Annotated in this window: 19 protein-coding genes and 1 pseudogene; 4 read left to right on the top strand and 16 right to left on the bottom strand. The window is 73.3% G+C overall.

Annotated features, from left to right (window positions below):
- Positions 1–218: 218 nt before the first annotated feature.
- Positions 219–479, top strand: a complete 261-nt coding sequence (locus tag HCJ94_RS14450) for a hypothetical protein (protein WP_168001525.1) — start codon at positions 219–221, stop codon at positions 477–479.
- Between the two features lie 319 nt (positions 480–798).
- On the opposite strand, the gene HCJ94_RS14445 is transcribed toward HCJ94_RS14450, so the two are convergent.
- Positions 799–1,341, bottom strand: coding sequence for a hypothetical protein (locus tag HCJ94_RS14445; RefSeq protein WP_168001524.1), 543 nt, complete (start codon positions 1,339–1,341; stop codon positions 799–801).
- A 111-nt stretch (positions 1,342–1,452) separates the two neighbouring features.
- On the opposite strand from HCJ94_RS14445, the pseudogene HCJ94_RS14440 reads away from it, so the two are divergent.
- Together HCJ94_RS14440 and HCJ94_RS14435 are read left to right on the top strand one after the other, a co-directional pair.
- Positions 1,453–2,242 (top strand): annotated as a pseudogene (locus tag HCJ94_RS14440) (putative GNAT family N-acetyltransferase).
- 181 nt (positions 2,243–2,423) lie between these two features.
- Entirely contained in the window at positions 2,424–2,735 is a 312-nt protein-coding gene (locus HCJ94_RS14435; RefSeq protein WP_168001523.1) for a hypothetical protein, read from the top strand.
- Between the two features lie 18 nt (positions 2,736–2,753).
- On the opposite strand, the gene HCJ94_RS14430 is transcribed toward HCJ94_RS14435, so the two are convergent.
- The 4 genes from HCJ94_RS14430 to HCJ94_RS14415 all read right to left on the bottom strand — a co-directional run bounded on the left by HCJ94_RS14430 (position 2,754) and on the right by HCJ94_RS14415 (position 5,690).
- Entirely contained in the window at positions 2,754–3,221 is a 468-nt protein-coding gene (locus HCJ94_RS14430; protein ID WP_168001522.1) for a ribose-5-phosphate isomerase, read from the bottom strand.
- 86 nt (positions 3,222–3,307) lie between these two features.
- Positions 3,308–4,507: a DUF1015 family protein gene (locus tag HCJ94_RS14425; protein WP_168001521.1), complete on the bottom strand. Its 1,200-nt coding sequence runs from the start codon at positions 4,505–4,507 to the stop codon at positions 3,308–3,310.
- A gap of 95 nt (positions 4,508–4,602) precedes the next feature.
- Positions 4,603–4,959, bottom strand: a complete 357-nt coding sequence (locus tag HCJ94_RS14420; RefSeq protein WP_168001401.1) for a hypothetical protein — start codon at positions 4,957–4,959, stop codon at positions 4,603–4,605.
- 107 nt (positions 4,960–5,066) lie between these two features.
- Positions 5,067–5,690 (bottom strand): mycothiol-dependent nitroreductase Rv2466c family protein, encoded by a 624-nt coding sequence (locus HCJ94_RS14415; RefSeq protein ID WP_168001520.1) that lies wholly within the window; start codon positions 5,688–5,690, stop codon positions 5,067–5,069.
- A gap of 219 nt (positions 5,691–5,909) precedes the next feature.
- On the opposite strand from HCJ94_RS14415, the gene pepN reads away from it, so the two are divergent.
- Complete coding sequence (gene pepN, locus HCJ94_RS14410) at positions 5,910–8,456, top strand: aminopeptidase N (RefSeq protein WP_168001519.1); 2,547 nt, start codon at positions 5,910–5,912, stop codon at positions 8,454–8,456.
- Positions 8,457–8,525: 69 nt separating this feature from the next.
- Here the strand turns inward: pepN and HCJ94_RS14405 are convergent, their stop codons facing one another.
- The 11 genes from HCJ94_RS14405 to HCJ94_RS14355 form a co-directional block, all read right to left on the bottom strand.
- Positions 8,526–8,939: a DUF5130 family protein gene (locus tag HCJ94_RS14405; protein WP_168001518.1), complete on the bottom strand. Its 414-nt coding sequence runs from the start codon at positions 8,937–8,939 to the stop codon at positions 8,526–8,528.
- Positions 8,926–9,240: an aa3-type cytochrome oxidase subunit CtaJ gene (gene ctaJ, locus HCJ94_RS14400; protein ID WP_444939640.1), complete on the bottom strand. Its 315-nt coding sequence runs from the start codon at positions 9,238–9,240 to the stop codon at positions 8,926–8,928. Before ctaJ ends, HCJ94_RS14405 begins: the two co-directional genes overlap by 14 nt.
- A 47-nt stretch (positions 9,241–9,287) precedes the next feature.
- Positions 9,288–10,754, bottom strand: coding sequence for an amidase (locus tag HCJ94_RS14395; RefSeq protein WP_168001517.1), 1,467 nt, complete (start codon positions 10,752–10,754; stop codon positions 9,288–9,290).
- 162 nt (positions 10,755–10,916) lie between these two features.
- Positions 10,917–11,918 (bottom strand): amidohydrolase family protein, encoded by a 1,002-nt coding sequence (locus HCJ94_RS14390; RefSeq protein ID WP_168001516.1) that lies wholly within the window; start codon positions 11,916–11,918, stop codon positions 10,917–10,919.
- Positions 11,918–12,442: a 3-hydroxyanthranilate 3,4-dioxygenase gene (locus HCJ94_RS14385; RefSeq protein ID WP_168001515.1), complete on the bottom strand. Its 525-nt coding sequence runs from the start codon at positions 12,440–12,442 to the stop codon at positions 11,918–11,920. The genes HCJ94_RS14390 and HCJ94_RS14385 overlap by 1 nt, the downstream gene beginning before the upstream one ends.
- Positions 12,439–12,882, bottom strand: coding sequence for a RidA family protein (locus HCJ94_RS14380; RefSeq protein WP_168001514.1), 444 nt, complete (start codon positions 12,880–12,882; stop codon positions 12,439–12,441). Before HCJ94_RS14380 ends, HCJ94_RS14385 begins: the two co-directional genes overlap by 4 nt.
- Entirely contained in the window at positions 12,879–13,652 is a 774-nt protein-coding gene (locus tag HCJ94_RS14375; RefSeq protein ID WP_168001513.1) for a 2-keto-4-pentenoate hydratase, read from the bottom strand. Before HCJ94_RS14375 ends, HCJ94_RS14380 begins: the two co-directional genes overlap by 4 nt.
- Complete coding sequence (gene dmpG / locus HCJ94_RS14370; protein WP_168001512.1) at positions 13,649–14,710, bottom strand: 4-hydroxy-2-oxovalerate aldolase; 1,062 nt, start codon at positions 14,708–14,710, stop codon at positions 13,649–13,651. The genes HCJ94_RS14375 and dmpG overlap by 4 nt, the downstream gene beginning before the upstream one ends.
- A complete protein-coding gene (locus HCJ94_RS14365; protein WP_168001511.1) occupies positions 14,707–15,636 on the bottom strand; it encodes an acetaldehyde dehydrogenase (acetylating) in 930 nt (309 codons plus the stop codon). Before HCJ94_RS14365 ends, dmpG begins: the two co-directional genes overlap by 4 nt.
- The gene (locus HCJ94_RS14360; protein WP_168001510.1) at positions 15,633–16,430 is read right to left on the bottom strand and encodes a 2-keto-4-pentenoate hydratase; all 798 of its coding nucleotides are present in this window, start codon (positions 16,428–16,430) and stop codon (positions 15,633–15,635) included. Before HCJ94_RS14360 ends, HCJ94_RS14365 begins: the two co-directional genes overlap by 4 nt.
- Positions 16,427–17,908 carry a 2-hydroxymuconic semialdehyde dehydrogenase gene (locus tag HCJ94_RS14355; RefSeq protein ID WP_168001539.1) on the bottom strand — a complete coding sequence of 494 codons (1,482 nt, stop codon included), beginning with the start codon at positions 17,906–17,908 and terminating at the stop codon, positions 16,427–16,429. The genes HCJ94_RS14360 and HCJ94_RS14355 overlap by 4 nt, the downstream gene beginning before the upstream one ends.
- Positions 17,909–17,911: the final 3 nt, after the last annotated feature.

Genomic DNA, 17,911 nt, shown 5'->3' with positions numbered 1-17,911 from the left:
CTCCGACGTGAACAGCCGCCGCCCCGGGCGGTCGGCCGGCCCACCGGCGACCACCGGCCCGGTCATGGGTGCGTACGTCAACGGGACTCCTCGGGGTGCGCGCTTCCGTCCTACGGCGGTCGATTCTCGCGAGCCCCGGTCAACGCTGGCTCAAGGCGACCGGACGCCCGGTCCGACGCGCCCGTTTTGCACCGGAGCGACCCGGGTACCGCGTCGGCATGGACACGAACACGACAGCCCACCTGATCGGTGGCCCCCGGGACGGCAGCACCCTCGACACCACCGACGCCCTGGTCGAGGTGGAGATCGACGGCATCACGCACCGCTACGTGCGCAGCACGAAGCAGGACGACGACGGGATCCGGTACGCGTACGACGGCATGGTCGCCCCGGACGGCGGCGAGCCGGGCGTCGAGGATCCGGCGGCGCGGGTCGCCTCCCCGAAGGCCGACGCCGAGGGGCACGGCGGCACGCACTGACGGCTCGGGTCGGCGGCACCCGGACCGACTGCGGTCCCTGACGACCGCCGGCGGGCACCGCACGGCCGGCGACCGCGCCGCGGCGCGCCGGCGGGGATGATCCGGGTCACGCCGGGTATGCGCCCGCCGACCTAGTGGGAGGACGACGGGGTCGCGGCACCCCGCGACGGACGCGCGGGCGGGCGGCGGATCGCCGACCCGCCCGGGCGTCCCGGGAACACGGCCCAGGGCCTGTGTCAATGTCCCGGGCCGGGCCTGCGGCGGGCCGGCCGCCTCGGCTCGACCGAGGAGTTCGACACCGGGGACCTCGACACCGGCCCTAGTTGTTGGTGATCCAGTTCCAGGCCGAGACGACCCACTCCGTCTGCTGGAGCCAGGCGATGCCGAGGCCGGCCAGGAAGACCGCCGTCACCAGGTGCGCGCCGCGCGCGCTGCGCCGTACCCGGCCCAGGCGCTGCTCCAGCACCACCCGACCGACCAACCGGGCGAGCGCGAACAGGCCCGCCGCGACGAGCAGGCTCAGCACGAAGATCAGCAGCGGGGCGACGAGGTCGCCGCCGCCGGAGATCGCCCAGATCCCCCAGCAGACGAACGCGAAGAGCACCCCGGCGGCGCTCCATTCGGCGCCGCGACGCAGCTGGGCCATATGCCAGCTCATCGGGCGGCGCGGGGCCGCCGCGCCGGGCCAGCCGGTGCCGGTCGGCTCCTCGACCACCGGGAACGGCTCGGTGCGCGACGTCCCGGATCGCCCGACCGGAGCCACCCCCCGCCGGAAGGCGTCCCGCTGCTGCGGCACGCCGACCCCCGGCTGCGGCGGCACCTCGACGGTCCGTTCGGCCCACGGCTGTGTCTGGTCGGCCATGTCGTCCCCTCCCCTGGACCGACGGGAACCAGCGGGCCCCGTCTGAGTATCGAGGGTAGCCAGCGCTCAAATCGGTCGTCGGTCGCGCACCGGTCGACTAGACAGAGCACCATGACGAATCCCCCACTGCGCTTCACGATTGCCCGGGAAGAGGAGTTCGACGAGCTGGGCGAGCTTCTCGGAACACTCTTCCACGGCGGCTTCGACGCCGAGTCGTGGGCGGTCGAGAAGACCCTCCTGGAGCCGGAGCGCACCCTGCTCGTCCGGGACGGCCCCGAGCTCGTGGCGAGCGAGGGCCGGATCTACCCGCGCTTCGGCTACGGCCTGGCCGCGCAGCGCCTCATCGTCGAGGCCGAGACCACGGAGCTGCGCCTGCCGGACCCGGCGTCCGCCGAGGGCCGGCTCCGCCTGGCTCGGGCGGTCGACTGCCGCGCCGAGCTGGCCCGGGTGTACGAGGGGGTACGTCCCGACCGGCCCGGCCGGTCCAGCCGGGGCGAGGTGTGGTGGGACTACGTGCTGGCCGACCCGCCCGCCCATCGCGGCGGCGCCACCGAGCGCCGGGCCGTTCTGCACGAGGGCCCGGACGGGGTGGACGGGTACGCGCTCTTCCGCACGAAGAGCGACTGGGGTGCCACCGGCCCGAACGGGCTCACCACCGTCGACGAGGTGGTCACCGGCAGTCCGGCGGCGTACGTCGCGATGTGGCGGCTGCTGCTCTCCCTCGACCTGACCCGGCGGCTCACGTACCGCGCCGGTGCGCTGGACGAGCCGCTGCTGCGCCTGGTCAGTGGGCGCCCTCGCCACGGCCGGCCGCGTCCGCGAGCTGCGGCCCGGTGCGCTGGCGACGGCCGGGCCGGCCTTCGGCTGGCACCTCGCCCCCGCCGGCATGGAGGTGTTCTAGGGCCGGTGTCGAGGTCCTCGGTCGAGCCGAGGCAGAGTCCAGGTGGCGTCCGGCAAGGCGGAGTTTCGTCCGGATACCGGTGTTGTATCCGGACGAAACTCCAACGCCGCCGGTCGTCGCCTGGGCCCGCCGCAGGCCGGCCACGGACTTCGACACCGGCCCTACGCGGTACGGTCGGCGGATGGGTGACGTGGAACGACGGCGACGCCGGCACCGGCACCACGCCGACGGTGGCGCCGAGGGGCCGAGCGCGACGACGTCCGGGGTGCATGACGGCGACGGGCCGCCGCGCACCCGTCGCGGCGGCCCGGAGGAGGGGGAACGCGGCCTGCGGGGCCTCGTCGGCTCGGGGTCGTCGCAGGTGAGCGTGACCGCGGCGATGCGCGCGCGGGACGCCGCCCGCCCGACCGAGCAGGACCTGGCGGAGGCGGAGGCCCGGGTGGTGCTGGTCCGCCGCAACTGGACGCCTCGGGAGGACCTCCCCCGCCGCTGACCCCGGGCCCGACGCAGGTCAGGGCAGGGGCGGCAGCGTCCGGGTGTTCTCGTAGTCGGCCACCTGCCCGATGCGGCGGGCGTGGCGCTCGTTGCCGGAGAACGAGGTGGTCAGGAACGCCTCCACGATCGCGGTCGCCTCGTCGAGGGTGTGCTGCCGGGCGCCCACCGCGACGATGTTGGCGTCGTTGTGCTCGCGGGCGAGCTGCGCGGTGTCGATGTTCCAGGCCAGCGCCGCCCGCACCCCGGTGATCTTGTTGGCGGCGATCTGCTCGCCGTTGCCCGAACCGCCGATGACGACACCGAGGCTCCCCGCGTCGGCCACCACCCGGTCACCGGTGTGCAGGCAGAACGCCGGGTAGTCGTCGTCCGGGTCGTAGGCGTGCGGGCCGACGTCGACCACGTCGTACCCCTGCTTGGCCAGGTGGTTGGCCAGGTGCACCTTCAGCTCGAAACCGGCGTGGTCGGATCCCAGGTAGACGCGCATAACGCGCAGTCTGACAGGCCCGCCTCCGTGCCGGCGCGCGGGCGGCGGCACGGAGGCGGATTCGTCACAGCTCAGTGCGCGACGCGCTAGTGTGCCAGCTCGGCGACGACCAGGCCGCCGCGCGCCTTCGGGGTGAACCAGGTGCTCTTGCGCGGCATCTTCTCCCGGGCGAGGTTCACCGCGACGAAGTCGTCGACGGTCACCGGCGCGATGAGGACGGCCAGCTCGGCGCGGCCGGCGTCGACCTCGCCGGTCAGCCAGCTCGCCGGGTAGTCCCCGCCGACGTAGGTGATCCGCTTGTCCCCCGGCTCCAGCCCCAGCGCGTCCCGCAGCAGCAGGCGCTCGACCAGGGCGTGGTCCAGGTTCTCCAGGCGGCCCGCGCCGACGTAGGGCAGGCGGACCGCGTACCCCGAGTCGGGGAGCCGGAGGTGGACGGTGCCGCCGGCCGCCGGGACCTCGACCGGGCCGGTGATCGGCGTGACCTCGGCACCGGCGGCGCGCAACCGGTCGAGCAGTTCCTCCGGGCTGGTCGTGAGTTCGCTGACCAGCCGGTTGTACGGCTGGATGGCCACCGAGGCCGGCGTGGTGACCACGGCCAGGAAGCGCGGCAGCCCGCCGGTCTGGGCGGCGAGGCTGCGGTGGTTGCCGTCGGCGACGACCAGCTCGCCACCGCCGGCCAGGGCGGTCAGCTCGTCCTGCCGCCGGCCCGGGCCGACCAGCCAGATGGCGTGCGTGCGCCCGGCCTGGTCGGTGTCGGTCGCGGCGGGCGCCCCGGCCGCGTCGGTCGCCGCCGCGAGCGCGGCGTGCAGCTCGTCGCCGCGCCCGGTCTGGAGCAGGAGTACGGGCGAGAGCAGGTGCCCCAGCGCGTCGGCCAGGGCCACCCGCTCCCGCACCTTGGCGATGAAGACGTCCTCGTTGCGGATCACCAGGCCCGGCTCGTCGGCCCGGGTCGAGATCTGGTCGGTGTCGACCATCGCGAACAGCCCGTACGCGGGCTCCTCGCCCGGAGCGCTGATCCGGTAGAGGACCACCACCTGCTCGGCGGGCGTGTAGCTGCCGTCCGCCTTGGCCTCGGCGAGCCGCGCCACCGCGTCGGGCAGCGCGTCCAGGAACGACTTCCCCAGGCTCTCCGGCGCCCGGTGCGGCATCTCGATGCCGAGGGCACTGTGCGGGTTCGCCTCGATGATCGCGGTGATCTCCGCGTCGTCGGCGAACTCGTCGTAGTTCTGCGCGCCGGTGCCGCCGGTGGTGATCCAGGCCCGGGCGATCGGATGGACGACCGTCATGTCCGAAGACGCTACCGGTGCGGACCGTCGCCGTGTCCCGGACCCACTCCCCGCCCACCAGGTGAAAGGCGAACGGGCTGCGGGCGCTGCGGTTGTCAGTGGTCGAGGGCCCGACGGTGCCGGCCGGCCGGCACCACCGGCGTGACCGGCCGGCGGGGAGCCACGGCGGGGCGGGCACGGTCCGCCGGCTTGACGCCGGGCGGGGTCAGCCGGGACGTGGCCGGTACGCGGGCCACGCCGACGACGATCGGCGGAGCGAGCAGGTCCACCATGTGCGTGGGGAGGTCGGGACGGACCGCCGGCCAGCGGGAGTCGTCGACCGACCAGTACGCGGGGTCGTCGCTCGCCTCCTCGCGGATCGACGGTTCGTCACCGGACGCACGGTGCTTGGCCATGAGGAATGCCTCCACGAGCTGCGGGGTGCGGCCCCTGCGGGTCGATGCGGCGGACATGGAGGCCAACGAATCCGCCCGAGGGCGGGTGACGGCGGCTCGACGGGCGTTAACAAGGGCCCCTTCGACAACGCGCGGCGTTGAGAAGGGGCCCTTCCTTGTCCACGTCAGTCGAAGATGGGGCCGAGTTCGCGGGAGCGCTTGAGTTCGTAGAAGCCGGGGGTACCGGCGACCAGGAGCACGCCGTCCCACAACCGGCCGGCGGCCTCGCCCTTGGGGGCCGGGGTGATGACCGGGCCGAAGAACGCGACCGGGGAGCCGTCCGGGCCCGGGGCGTGGATGACCGGGGTGCCGACGTCGGTGCCGACCGGCCGCATGCCGGCTTCGTGGCTGGCGCGCAACGCCTCGTCGTACCCGGCGTCGTCGGCGGCCTCGGCCAGCGCCGGGTCCAGGCCGGCGTCGGACAGCGCGGCGGCGAACAGCTCCGGGGAGAGCTTCTCCTGCCCGAGGTGGATCCGCGTGCCGAGCGCGGTGTAGAGGTCCCGGAGCGACGCGGTGCCGTACCGCTGCTCGGCGGCGATGCAGACCCGCACCGGCCCCCAGCCGGTGCGCATGAGCTCCTGGTACTGCTCGGGCAGGTCCCGGCCCTCGTTGAGCACCGACAGGCTCATCACGTGGAAGCGGATGTCCACTTCCCGGACCCGCTCGACCTCCAGCAGCCAGCGGGACGTGATCCACGCCCACGGGCAGATGGGGTCGAACCACATGTCGACGGTGACACGCTCGCTCACGGTGAGGTCCCTTCACGACAGGTGACGCCGGTCCTCGGCGCCTGCACCGATCTTCACCCCGGCGTCCGGCCACCGACACCGGAATGAGAGCGTGAGCTGGCCCACCGTGGGGCTCGCGCGCGTGCAAGACTCGATCGGCGCGGCCGTCACGAACGGTCGCCGGACGGCGCCGCGGTCGACGTACGGCGAGACGAGAGATGGAGACGAACAGTGCCGGGAGTGCGCAACCTGACCCAGGTGGAGGCCACCGAGCGGGGCCGCCTGCTCGACGTGACCGGGTACGACATCAGTCTGGACCTGTCGACCGCCGTGCAGGCCGATGGTCGCACCTTCCGGTCGACGACCGAGATTCGGTTCCGGTGCACCGAACCGGGTGCCAGCACGTTCATCGAGGTGGCCGCCGACTCGGTGCGGTCCGCGACGCTGAACGGCACCGCGCTGGACCTGAGCGGCTGGTCGGCGGAGAAGGGCCTGACCCTGCCCGGGCTGGCCGAGGAGAACACGCTCGTCGTCGACGCGGACTTCGCGTACTCGAACAGCGGGCAGGGGCTGCACCGCACGGTGGACCCGGTCGACGGTGAGACCTACCTGTACAGCCAGTTCGAGACGGCCGACGCCCAGCGGGTGTTCGCCGCGTTCGACCAGCCCGACCTGAAGAGCGTCTACACGTGGCACGCCACGGTGCCGGCGCACTGGAAGGTCGTCTCCAACATGCCGGTCGACCGTGAGGAGCCGGCTGGTGAGGGGCTGAAGACGATCCACTTCGTCGAGTCGGCGCGGATGAGCACCTACATCACCGCGCTCTGCGCCGGGCCGTACCACGAGGTGCGGGACAGCCACGACGGCATCGACCTCGGCGTCTTCTGCCGAGCCTCGATGGCGCCGCACCTGGACTCCGACGACCTGTTCCTCATCACCAAGCAGGGCTTCGACTTCTTCCACGAGAAGTTCGGCGTGCGCTACCCGCTGCCGAAGTACGACCAGCTCTGGGTGCCGGACTTCAACGCCGGCGCGATGGAGAACTTCGGCTGCGTCACGCACGCCGAGTCGCACTACATCTTCCGCTCGCAGGTCACCGACTTCGAGTACGAGCAGCGCGCCAACACGATCCTGCACGAGATGGCGCACATGTGGTTCGGTGACCTGGTCACCATGCGCTGGTGGAACGACCTGTGGCTCAACGAGTCGTTCGCCGAGTGGGCCAGCCACTGGTGCAACACCAACGCCACCCGGTTCACCGACGCGTGGACGACCTTCCTCTCCATCCGGAAGAACTGGGGCTACCGGCAGGACCAGCTCTCCTCCACCCACCCCGTCTACACGGAGATGCCGGACCTGGAGGCGGTCGAGGTCAACTTCGACGGCATCACGTACGCCAAGGGCGCGAGCGTGCTCAAGCAGCTCGTCGCGTACGTCGGCGAGGAGCCGTTCCTGGCCGGCCTGCGGTCGTACTTCGGCAAGCACGCCTGGGGCAACGCCACCTTCGACGACCTGCTGTCCGAGCTGGAGGCGGCCTCCGGCCGGGAGCTGCGCAAGTTCGCCGCACAGTGGCTGGAGACCGCGCAGGTCAACACGCTGCGCCCGGAGGTGACGATCGGCGCCGACGGCACCTACGAGCGGATCGTGGTCCGCCAGGAGGCGCCGGCCGGCCACCCGACCCTTCGGACGCACCGCATCGGCGTGGGCCTGTACGACCTCACCGACGGCCGGCTGGTCCGCCGCGAGCGCGTCGAGGTGGACGTCACCGGCGAGGCGACCGAGCTGACCGAGCTGGCCGGGGTCCGCGCGGCGGACGTGCTGCTGCTCAACGACGACGACCTCACGTACGCGAAGCTGCGGCTGGACGAACGGTCGATGGCGACCGTCGTGCAGCACATCGCCGGTTTCGAGTCGTCGCTCGCCCGGGCGCTCTGCTGGACCGCGGCCTGGGACATGATCCGCGACGCGGAGCTGGCCGCCCGCGACTACGTGGCGCTGGCGCTCGCCGGCCTGCCCGCCGAGACGGACATCAACCTGGTCACGGCCACCCTGCGCCAGGCCACCACCGCTCTCACCTTCTACGCCGACCCGGCCTGGGCGCCGATCGGCTGGGCGGAGCTGGCCCGGACCGCGAAGACCACCCTCGCCGCCGCCGAGCCGGGCAGCGGCTTCCAGCTCGCCTGGGCCCGCGCGTACGCCTCGGCCGCCCGGTCGTCGGAGGACCTGGCGACGCTGCGCGGCTGGCTGGACGGCGCCGGCGTGCCGACCGGCCTGACGGTCGACACCGAGCTGCGCTGGACGGTGCTCGCCGCGCTGGTGGCCAACGGCGCGGCCGGCCCGGCCGACGTCGAGGCGGAGCTGGCCTCCGACCGCACCGCGAGCGGCGAGCGGGAGGCCGCGTACGCGCACGCGCTCGTGCCGACCCCGGAGAACAAGGCGGCCGTGTGGGCGCAGCTGACCAGCCCGGAGCCGCTGCCGAACTGGCGGCACCGGGCGCTGCTGCAGGGCTTCGCCCACCCGGCCCAGGTGGAGTTGGTCCGGCCCTACCGGGAGCGGTACTTCGCCACCGTCGCGCAGGTCTGGGCCAGCCGGGACAGCGAGCCCGCGCAGGAGTTCGCGCAGCTCGCGTACCCGGCGTACCTGGTCGAGGATGACACCGTCGCGGCGACCGACGCCTGGCTGGCCGGCGAGGGCCACCCGGCGCCGCTGCGGCGGCTGGTCGCCGAGGGCCGCGACGGCGTGGTGCGGGCGTTGAAGGCCCGCGCCAAGGACGCGCAGAGCGCCTGAGGCAGAGGCACACGACGAAGCCCGGTCCACGCAGAGCGTGGACCGGGCTTCGTCGTACGGTGGGGTCGCTCAGCCCTTGCCGGCGTGGCTGGCGAGCTGGTCGAGGCCGGTGATGATGCCGCCGGTCAGGTCGCCGCCGCCGAAGGCCGCGACCATGGAGAGCGCGGCGAGCTTCGCGTACGTGTCGGGGATGCGCTTGCGCGCCTTCTTCCCGGTGACGATCTCCAGCTTCCGCTGGTTGGGGGAGACCGCGATCAGCACGGACCGGTCGGGCTCGGCGAGCTGGCGGTGCAGCCGCTCGGCGTGCTCCCGGATCGGCTCGTCGAGGCCACCGACGAAGACCGAGAAGACCAGACCCGTGCCCTGGTCGGCCAGGCGCAGCGCCTCGTCGATGCGCAGCAGCTGACGGGTTGAGAACGGCCCGTCCAGGACGTCCGGCGGGTTCCCCGTCGCGGACTGTGGCTGCATCTCACCAACGGTCACTTGCGCCTCCGGTTCCACCGGCCGGCGCCTCGATGCCGGCCTTCTCCTGCTTGCGGCCGGTCAGCGCGGGGGCCTGCGCACCCGCGGCCAGCGCCGTGCCGGCCGAGTCGGCCAGCTCCTCCGGGCGGCTCAGGAACCAGACCGGAGTGAAGTCGAAGGGCCGGCCCGGCCGGTAGCGCTTCCCGCCGCCGCCACCACCGCCGGCGCGGTTGCCGGCGTACGCCAGACCGGCGATCACCAGCACCGCGGCCGCCGGGATGCCGACGAAGACCAGCAACGTCTCGGTTACAGACAATCCCAACGCCCCCAGGCGAAAGAGAGACCAGGAAATCCGGGTCGGGTCGACGATCAAGCAGACGATTCCCCGACTCCGCTTGTGGTATTCACGTTAGCGGAGCCGACGGCACGCCAGATTGCGGGGTGGCGGTCCCACCCGCCACCGTAGTGCTCCAGTTGCGCAGCGGTGGCGAGGAGCCGTGCGTCGTCGCCGTACCGGCCGCTGAGCAGCACCCCGACGGGCAACCCGTCAGCGGTGACGCCGACCGGCAGCGACACGGACGGATCGCCCGTCACGTTGAAGATGGCGCAGTACGGCGAGAACCGCCGTTGCCGGTCGAAGTCCTCCGCCGGGTCGCGCCCCTCGCTGAACCAGCCGACCGACGCCTGCGGTGCCGCGAGGGTGGGGCAGAGCAGCAGGTCGCAGCCGGCGGTGCGGCGCACGCCGAGGCGGACCTGGGCCTGGAGCTCGCCGAGGGTGGCGGTGAGGGTGGCGGCGGAGATCGCCGCGCCCCGCTCCCGCAGCAGCCGGGTCAGCGGCAGCAGCTCGCTCTCCCGCTCGGGCGGCACCGGGGCGAGCGCCAGCACGTACCAGACGATCTCGAACAGCGGCCACGCCGCCGGGGTGAGCGGCGGCAGCACCTCGACCACCTCGTGGCCGGCGGCGGTGAGCAGGGCGGCGGCCCGGTCCACGGCGGCGACGCAGTCGGGGTGCACCGGCTCCTCGGCGAGCATCGGGGTGGTGAAGCGCCCGATCCGCAGCCGTCCCGGCTCGGCGGCGCGAGCGGCGGCGAGCCACCCGCCGGCGGGCGGAAGCGGCGCCAGGTAGGGCTCCCCCGCCACCGGCTGCGCCAGGACGTCGAGTAGCGCGGCGACATCGGCGACCGTCCGCCCGATCGGGCCGCTGGTCGGCAGGCCGTACGCCCCGAAGCCGATCGGCCCGCCGGAGACCAGCCCGCGGCTGGGCTTGTAGCCCACCAGCCCGCACAGCGACGCGGGGATGCGCAGCGAACCGCCGCCGTCGGAGCCCTGCGCCACCGGCACCAGCCCGGCCGCCACCGCGGCCGCCGCGCCGCCGCTGGAACCGCCCGCCGTGTACGCGAGGTTCCACGGGTTGCGCGCCGGCGGCGCGACCAGGCCCTCGGAGTAGAGGGAGCAGCCCAGCTCGGAGGTGGTGGTCTTGCCGAGGCTGACCAGGCCGGCGGCGCGCATGAACTGGACCACGTCCGCGTCGACCGGCGGGATGAAGTCGACGAAGGCGGCCGAGCCGAAGGTGGTGCGGACGCCCGCGGTGAGCGTCAGGTCCTTGATCGCGGTCGGCACCCCGTGCAGCGGCCCCCGTGCCTCGGCCGGGACCGCGTCGGCCGCGTCGGCGGCGGCGAGCGCCGCGTCCGGGGTGACCGTGACGAACGCGCCGACGGTGTCGCCGAGCGCGGCCACCCGGGTGAGGTGGTGCTCGACCACCTGCCGGCTGGTCAGCTCGCCGCTCGCGATCGCGGCGGCCTGCTCCAGCGCGGTCAGGTCGTGCGGCTCGGCCATGACCTCATCCTGCCCGGCGGCCGACCCGGACGCACTCGTCACGCGCCGAAGCGCTACGGCTGGTCACGCCGACACCGGCGAACCGCGGACGCGAGCGGCCGGCGGTGACAGGCATCACCGGCGCGCCCACAGCCGCGGACGCGGGCGCCGGCCGCCGCGGTCTCAACCGTGCAGGAAGCGCAGCGCGTTGCCACCGAGCAGCTTGTCGCGCTGGTCGGCGGTGAGGAAGTCGGACCGGTGCACGACCGCGCCGACCGGCCGCTCCCCCAGCGGGTACGGGTAGTCGCTGCCCACCAGCACCCGGTCGACCCCCATCGTGTCGACGAGCAGCCGCAGCGCCGCCGGCTCGAACACCACCGAGTCGACGGAGAACCGGTCGACGTACGCGCTGGGCGGCGCGGCCGAGGCGCCGCGGACCAGGTCGCCGCGCCGGTGCCAGGCGTTGTCGGCGCGGCCCAGCCAGAACGGGAAGCTGCCGCCACCGTGCGCGAAGCAGATCCGCAGCGTCTCCGGCACCTTGTCGAAGACCCCGCCGAGGATCATCGCGAGGACCGACAGGTGGGTCTCGGCGGGCATCCCGGTGAGCCAGCGGGCCATCCAGCGGTCCAGCCGCGGCCCGCCCGGCATGTCCCACGGATGGACGAAGACCGGCGCGCCCACCTCGGCGCAGTGGGTCAGGAACTCGACGATCCCGCCGTCGTCCAGGTCGCGGTCGCCGACGTGGTTGCCGATCTCCACGCCGGCGTGCCCGGCGGCGAGGCACCGGTCCACCTCGGCGCAGGCGGCCTCCGGGTCCTGCAACGGCACCTGGCAGAACGGCACCAGCCGCCCGCCGCCGGCGGCGGTGACCTCCAGCGTCAGGTCGTTGAAGATCCGGGCGACCTTGACCGCCTGGTCGGCGGGGCGGTCGTAGGAGAAGAAGACCGGCGTCGGCGACACCACCTGGACGTCGACACCATCGGCGGCCATGTCGGCCAGCCGGGTGTCGGCGTCCCAGCACTCGGCGCCGACCGGCCGGAACTCCGTCTCACCGACCATGATCATGGCCGCGCGTTCGGAGTCGACCCGCAACCAGGGCCAGCCGGACCCGCCGCACGCGACGCCGAGGTCCGGCCACCCCTTCGGTACGACGTGCGTGTGCACGTCGACGACAGGTCCGGGCATCAGCCCTTGCCCGGGTGCAGCGCGCCGCAGTTGTCGCAGGTGCGCGCCTTCTCGTCGGCGTAGAACGCCTGGAACACCGGGGGCAGGTCGGCGGCGATGTCGCGGACCTGGAGCTCCACCTCGTGGACCTTGGCGTGGCACGACGGGCAGTACCACTGGAACTTCTCCAGCGTCCCCTCCTCACGCACCCGCTCGATGACCATCCCGATCGAGCCGGCCTCCGGGCGCTGCGGCGAGTGCGGGGTGTTGCGCGGCAGCATCCACATCTGACCCTCGCGGATGTGCACCGTCCGCGGCCCCTCGGGGAGCATCAGGTTGACGTGCATGTTGCCCTTGACCTGGTAGAAGAACTCCTCGTACGGGTCGACGTGGAAGTCGGTGCGCTGGTTCGGGCCGCCCACCACCATGACGATGAAGTCGTCGCTGCCGGGCAGCATCTCCTTGTTGCCCACCGGCGGCTTCAGCAGGTGCTGGTTCTCCGCGATCCACCCGGGGAAGCTGAACGGCTCGGCGATCTCACTCACGACTGACCTCCTTGGGGGAGCAGGGCGACGGCTTGCATCTCGATCAGCAGGTGCGGGTGCGGCAACTGGTGGACGGCCACCGTGGTCCGGGTGGGCCCGGTCGCGTCGAAGAACTCGGCCCACACCTCGTTGTAGCCACCGAAGTCGTTCATGTTCACCAGGTAGGACGTGACCTGCACGAGGTCGGCGAGGTCCGCGCCGACCGACCGCAGCAGGTCGCGGATGTTCTCGACGACCGCCCGCGTCTGCACCCGGATGTCCAGGTTGGTCGTGCCGAACTCGTCCACCTCGACACCGGCGAACGTGTTGTCCGGCCGGCGGGAGGACGTACCGGAGACGAAGACGAACCCGCCGGCGACCTTGACGTGCGGGAACGCCCCGCGGGGCACGGCCTTGCCGGCCACCACCCGGGCGGTCGGGGTACGCGATTCGGTGCTCACGCCGCCGCCTTCAGTGACGCGGTGCCGAGCTTTTCCACGACGGCACGGACGTGCGCGCCGGGCCGCAGCGGGACGGCCGCCGTCGCGGCGCCCGCCAGGAAGATCCAGCCCTGGTGCAGCCGCACGCCGTGCCGGCCGGCGAGGCGGATGCCCTCGTCCAGCGCGCGACGCGGGTCGCCGAGGATCGCGGCGGTCGAGCCCACCTGGGCGATCCGTCCGTCGATCTCCAGCAGCACGCCGAGGTTGTCGAGGCCGTCCGGCACCGGGCACCACGGCCCGACCACGAACGCGCCGGCCGAGGTGTTGTCGGCGATGACGTCGGGCAGGGAGAAGGTGAAGTTCGCGTACCGGGAGTCGATCAGCTCGATCGCCGGGGCGACCGCCCGGACCGCGTCGGCGAAGTCGGCGATCGGCTCGCCCGGCTCGGGCAGCCGGTCCAGCAGGAACGCCACCTCCGGCTCGACCCGGGGGTGGATGAAGTCGCCGACCGAGACGGTGCCGCCGTCCGGGACCAGCATCACGTCGGTCAGCCGGCCCCAGATCACCTCGTCCACACCGACCTGGGCCATCTTCGCCTTGCTGGTCAGCCCCATCTTGAGGCCGACGAGCCGCTCGCCCCGGTCGAGCCGGCGCTGGAGCAGGGCGGTCTGCACCGCGTACGCGGTGTCGACGTCGAGCCCGGTCTCGGCGGCGAGCTGCGGGATCGCGGTGACGGTGTCGGCCGCCGCGCCCAACTTCCCGGCGATCCCGGTGATGTCCGGCCCGATCACGCTTCCTCCTTGCCGGCGAGGTCCAGCGCCACGTCCACGATCATGTCCTCCTGGCCGCCGACCATCCGGCGGCGGCCCAGCTCGACCAGGATCGAGCGGACGTCCACGCCGTACTTCGCCGAGGCCCGCTCGGCGTGCCGCAGGAAGCTGGAGTAGACGCCCGCGTACCCCAGGGAGAGGGTCTCGCGGTCGACCCGCACCGGCCGGTCCTGCAACGGGCGGACCAGATCCTCGGCGGCGTCCATCAGCGCGAACACGTCGCAGCCGTGCTTCCAGCCGTGCAGTTCGGCGACCGCGACGAACACCTCCAGCGGCGCGTTGCCGGCGCCGGCGCCCATGCCGGCCAGCGAGGCGTCCACCCGCACGGTCCGCCCGTGCGCGGCGTCCGGACCGGCCGGCGTGGAGCCGAGGACGCGACCGTGCTCGACGGCGACGACGCTGTTGGCCACCCCGAGGGACAGGTTGTGGTGGGCGTGGATACCGATCTGCGTCTCCGGTTCCAGGACCTGCCGGTACGCGTCGACCCGCTCGGCCACGTCGGTCATCAGCAGCCGCCCGCCGGAGTCGGTGACGTAGACGCAGTGCGCCCCGTACGACTCCATGAGCTTGGCCTGCGCGGCCAGCCCGGCCGGGTCGTTCATGTGGGACATCATGAGGAAGCCGGAGACGTCCATGTCGTTCTCGCGGGCCCAGGAGATGTGCTGGGCGGAGATGTCGGCCTCGGTGCAGTGGGTGGCGATCCGCACGCTGGTCACGCCGAGCGCCTTCGCGGCCTTCAGGTCCGCGATGGTGCCGATGCCCGGCAGCAGCAGCGTCGTGAGCCTCGCCGTCGTCAGCACCTCGGCCGCCGCCGCGATCCAGTCGGCGTCGCCGGCCGCACCGTGCCCGTAGTTGACGCTGGACCCGGCGAGCCCGTCACCGTGCGCCACCTCGATGGCGGCCACCCCGGCGGCGTCCAGGGCGGCGGCGATCGTCCGCACCTGGTCCACCGTGTACCGGTGCGCGATGGCGTGCATGCCGTCCCGCAGCGTCACGTCCTGGATGTACAGATCCGTCATGCCGTCACCGCCGAACGCAGGGCGACCAGGCGCTCCGCGGTGCGCAGCGCGGCCGAGGTCATGATGTCCAGGTTCCCGGCGTACGCGGGCAGGTAGTGCCCGGCGCCGGAGACCTCCAGGAAGACCGAGACCTGCAACCCGGTCAGGTGCCGGCCGAGCGACGGCACGTACGTGTCGACCCGGTCGAACTGCACGTCCTGCTTGAGCCGGTAGCCGGGGACGTAGTCCTGCACGCTCGCCACCATGGCCGCCACCGAGGCGGCGATCGCGGCCCGGTCGGCGTCGGCGTCGGGGCAGAGGCAGTAGACCGTGTCGCGCATCAGCAGCGGCGGGTCGGCCGGGTTCAGCACGATGATCGCCTTGCCGCGCTCGGCGCCGCCGACCACCTCGATGGCCCGCGCGGTGGTCTCGGTGAACTCGTCGATGTTGGCCCGGGTGCCCGGGCCCGCCGACTTCGAGGCGATCGAGGCGACGATCTCCCCGTACGCGACCGGGGTGACCCGGCCGACGGCCGCGACGATCGGCACCGTCGCCTGCCCGCCGCAGGTGACCATGTTGACGTTGGTCTCGTGCAGGTGCTCGTCGAGGTTGACCGGCGGCACCACGTACGGGCCGATGGCCGCCGGGGTCAGGTCGACCACGGTCCGGCCGTGGGCGCGCAGCACCGCGTCGTTGTGCCGGTGCGCGCCGGCCGAGGTGGCGTCGAAGACCAGCTCCACGTCGGCGAACTCGGGCATCGCGACGAGCCCGTCCACGCCCTCGGCGGTGGTGGCGACGCCGAGGCGGCGAGCCCGGGCCAGCCCGTCCGACGCCGGGTCGATGCCGGCCATCGCGACCATCCGCAGGGTGTCGCTGAGCCGCAGCACCTTGATCATCAGATCGGTGCCGATGTTGCCGGATCCGATCACCGCCACACCCGTGCTCACTGGCCACCACCCTTCGAGAAACAGGTCCGCACCGAGCCCAGGCCGGAGATCCGGGCCTCGTACGCCGCGCCGGGCGTCACCGGCACCATCGGGCCGAGCGCACCGGAGAGCACCACGTCGCCGGCGCGCAGCGGGTCGCCGGAGCGGGCGAGGGTCTGCGCCAGCCACGCCAGCGCGTGCAGCGGGTTGCCGAGGCAGGCCGCCCCGGCGCCCACCGAGACCGGCTCCCCGGCGTGTTCCAGGACCATCCCGGCGAGCCGCAGGTCGACGTCGGCGAGCCGGCGGGGCGTCGTGCCCAGCACGAACAGTCCGCTGGACGCGTTGTCCGCGACGGTGTCCACGATGGAGATGTCCCAGCCCGCGATCCGGGAGTCGACGATCTCGATGGCCGGCAGCAGGTGGTCCACGGCCCGGGTCAGGTCGGCGGTGGTGATCCGCTCGTCGGGCAGGTCCGCGCCGAGCACGAAGGCGATCTCGGCCTCCACCCGGGGCTGGAGCAGCCGGTCGAACGCCACCTCGACGCCGTCCGGCACCGCCATCTCCTCGGTCAGCACGCCGAAGTCCGGCTGGTAGACGCCGAAGCTCTCCTGCACCGCCCGGGAGGTCAGGCCGATCTTCGCGCCGACCCGTCGGTAGCCGCGCCGCAGCCACTCCCGCACCTGCAACTGCTGCACGAGGTACGCGGAGGTGACGTCCCCCTCCGGGAGCAGCCGCCCGCGCAGCGGCGGGCAGGGCTTGCCGCTCTCCCGGGCCTCGGTCAGCTCGCGCGCCGCGAGTTCGTAGTCAACGCTCATGAGAGATCCACGCAGACGTTGGTGAGTTCGGAGTAGAAGTCCAGCGAGTGGACGCCGCCCTCGCGGCCGATGCCGGAGGCCTTCACGCCGCCGAACGGGGTGCGCAGGTCACGCAGGAACCAGGTGTTGACCCAGACGATGCCGGCGTCGAGCCGGGCGCCGGCCCGGTGGGCCCGGCCCACGTCGCGGGTCCAGACGGCCGCCGCCAGGCCGTACTCGGTGCCGTTCGCCAGGGCGTACGCCTCGTCCTCGTCGTCGAAGGGCGCGACATGCACGACCGGGCCGAAGATCTCCTCGCGGTTGGTCCGCGCGTCCGGCCCGAGCCCGGCGAGCACGGTCGGCTGCACGTACGCCCCACCGTCGCGGGCGTCACCGAAGCGCGGCGTGCCGCCCCCGGCGAGCACGTCGGCACCCTCGGCACGGGCCAGCTCGTAGTGCCCGAGCACCTTCTCCCGATGGGTGTGCGAGATCAGCGGCATGTTCACCGTCGCCTCGTCGGCCGGCCACCCGTACGGCAGCTCGGCGGCCCGCTTCGCCAGCCGGGCCGTGAACTCCTCGAAGACCGGGCGCTGCACGTAGATGCGCTCGGTGCAGAGGCAGACCTGCCCGCCGTTGGTGAAGCTGGACCGCACCGACCCGGCCACCGCCGCGTCCAGGTCGGCGTCGGCGAAGACCAGCCCCGCGTTCTTGCCGCCGAGCTCGAAGGAGACCGCCTTCACCCCGTCGGCGGCGGCGCGCATGATGGCCCCGCCGGTGGCCGACTCGCCGGTGAAGGTGATCGCGTCCACGCCCGGGTGCCGGGTGAGGAACTCCCCCGCCGACCCCGGCCCGAACCCGTGCACCAGGTTGAACACGCCCTCCGGCACACCGGCGGCGGCCATCACCTCGGCGAGCAGGGTCGCCGAGGCCGGCGTCTCCTCGCTGGGCTTCACGACGACCGCGTTGCCGCAGGCCAGCGCCGGCGCCACCTTCCAGGTGAGCAGCAGCAGCGGCAGGTTCCACGGCACGATCACCGCGACCACGCCGACCGGCTTGCGGACGGCGTAGTTGAGCGCCCGACCGCCGGTCGGGGTGACCGTGGTGAACGACTCCGTGGGCGCGGTGGCGACGATCTCGGCGAAGGCGCGGAAGTTCGCCGCGCCGCGCGGGATGTCCAGCGTCCGGGCCTGCGAGATGGCCTTGCCGGTGTCCGCCACCTCGGCGGTCACCAGGTCGTCGAAGCGGCGTTCCAGCTCGTCGGCGACCCGGCGCAGCACCTCGGCGCGTTCCCGCTCACCCATCCGGCCCCACGGGCCCCGCAGCGCCGCCCGCGCGGCGGAGACCGCGTCGTCCACGGTCGAGCCGTCCGCCTCGACGACCTCGAACACCGGCTCGCCGGTCACCGGGCTGCGCTTCGTGAAGCGACGGCCGACGTCGACGAACTCACCGGCGACGAAGTTGCGCAGCAGAGCCGGCCCGTCCGGCGCGTGCCCGGCCATCAG

Origin of the sequence: Micromonospora thermarum, assembly GCF_012034245.1 — a bacterium.
Lineage (GTDB): Bacteria > Actinomycetota > Actinomycetes > Mycobacteriales > Micromonosporaceae > Micromonospora > Micromonospora thermarum.
Note: the sequence above shows the minus strand (reverse complement) of the source record. Positions and strands in the feature narration are given on the sequence as shown.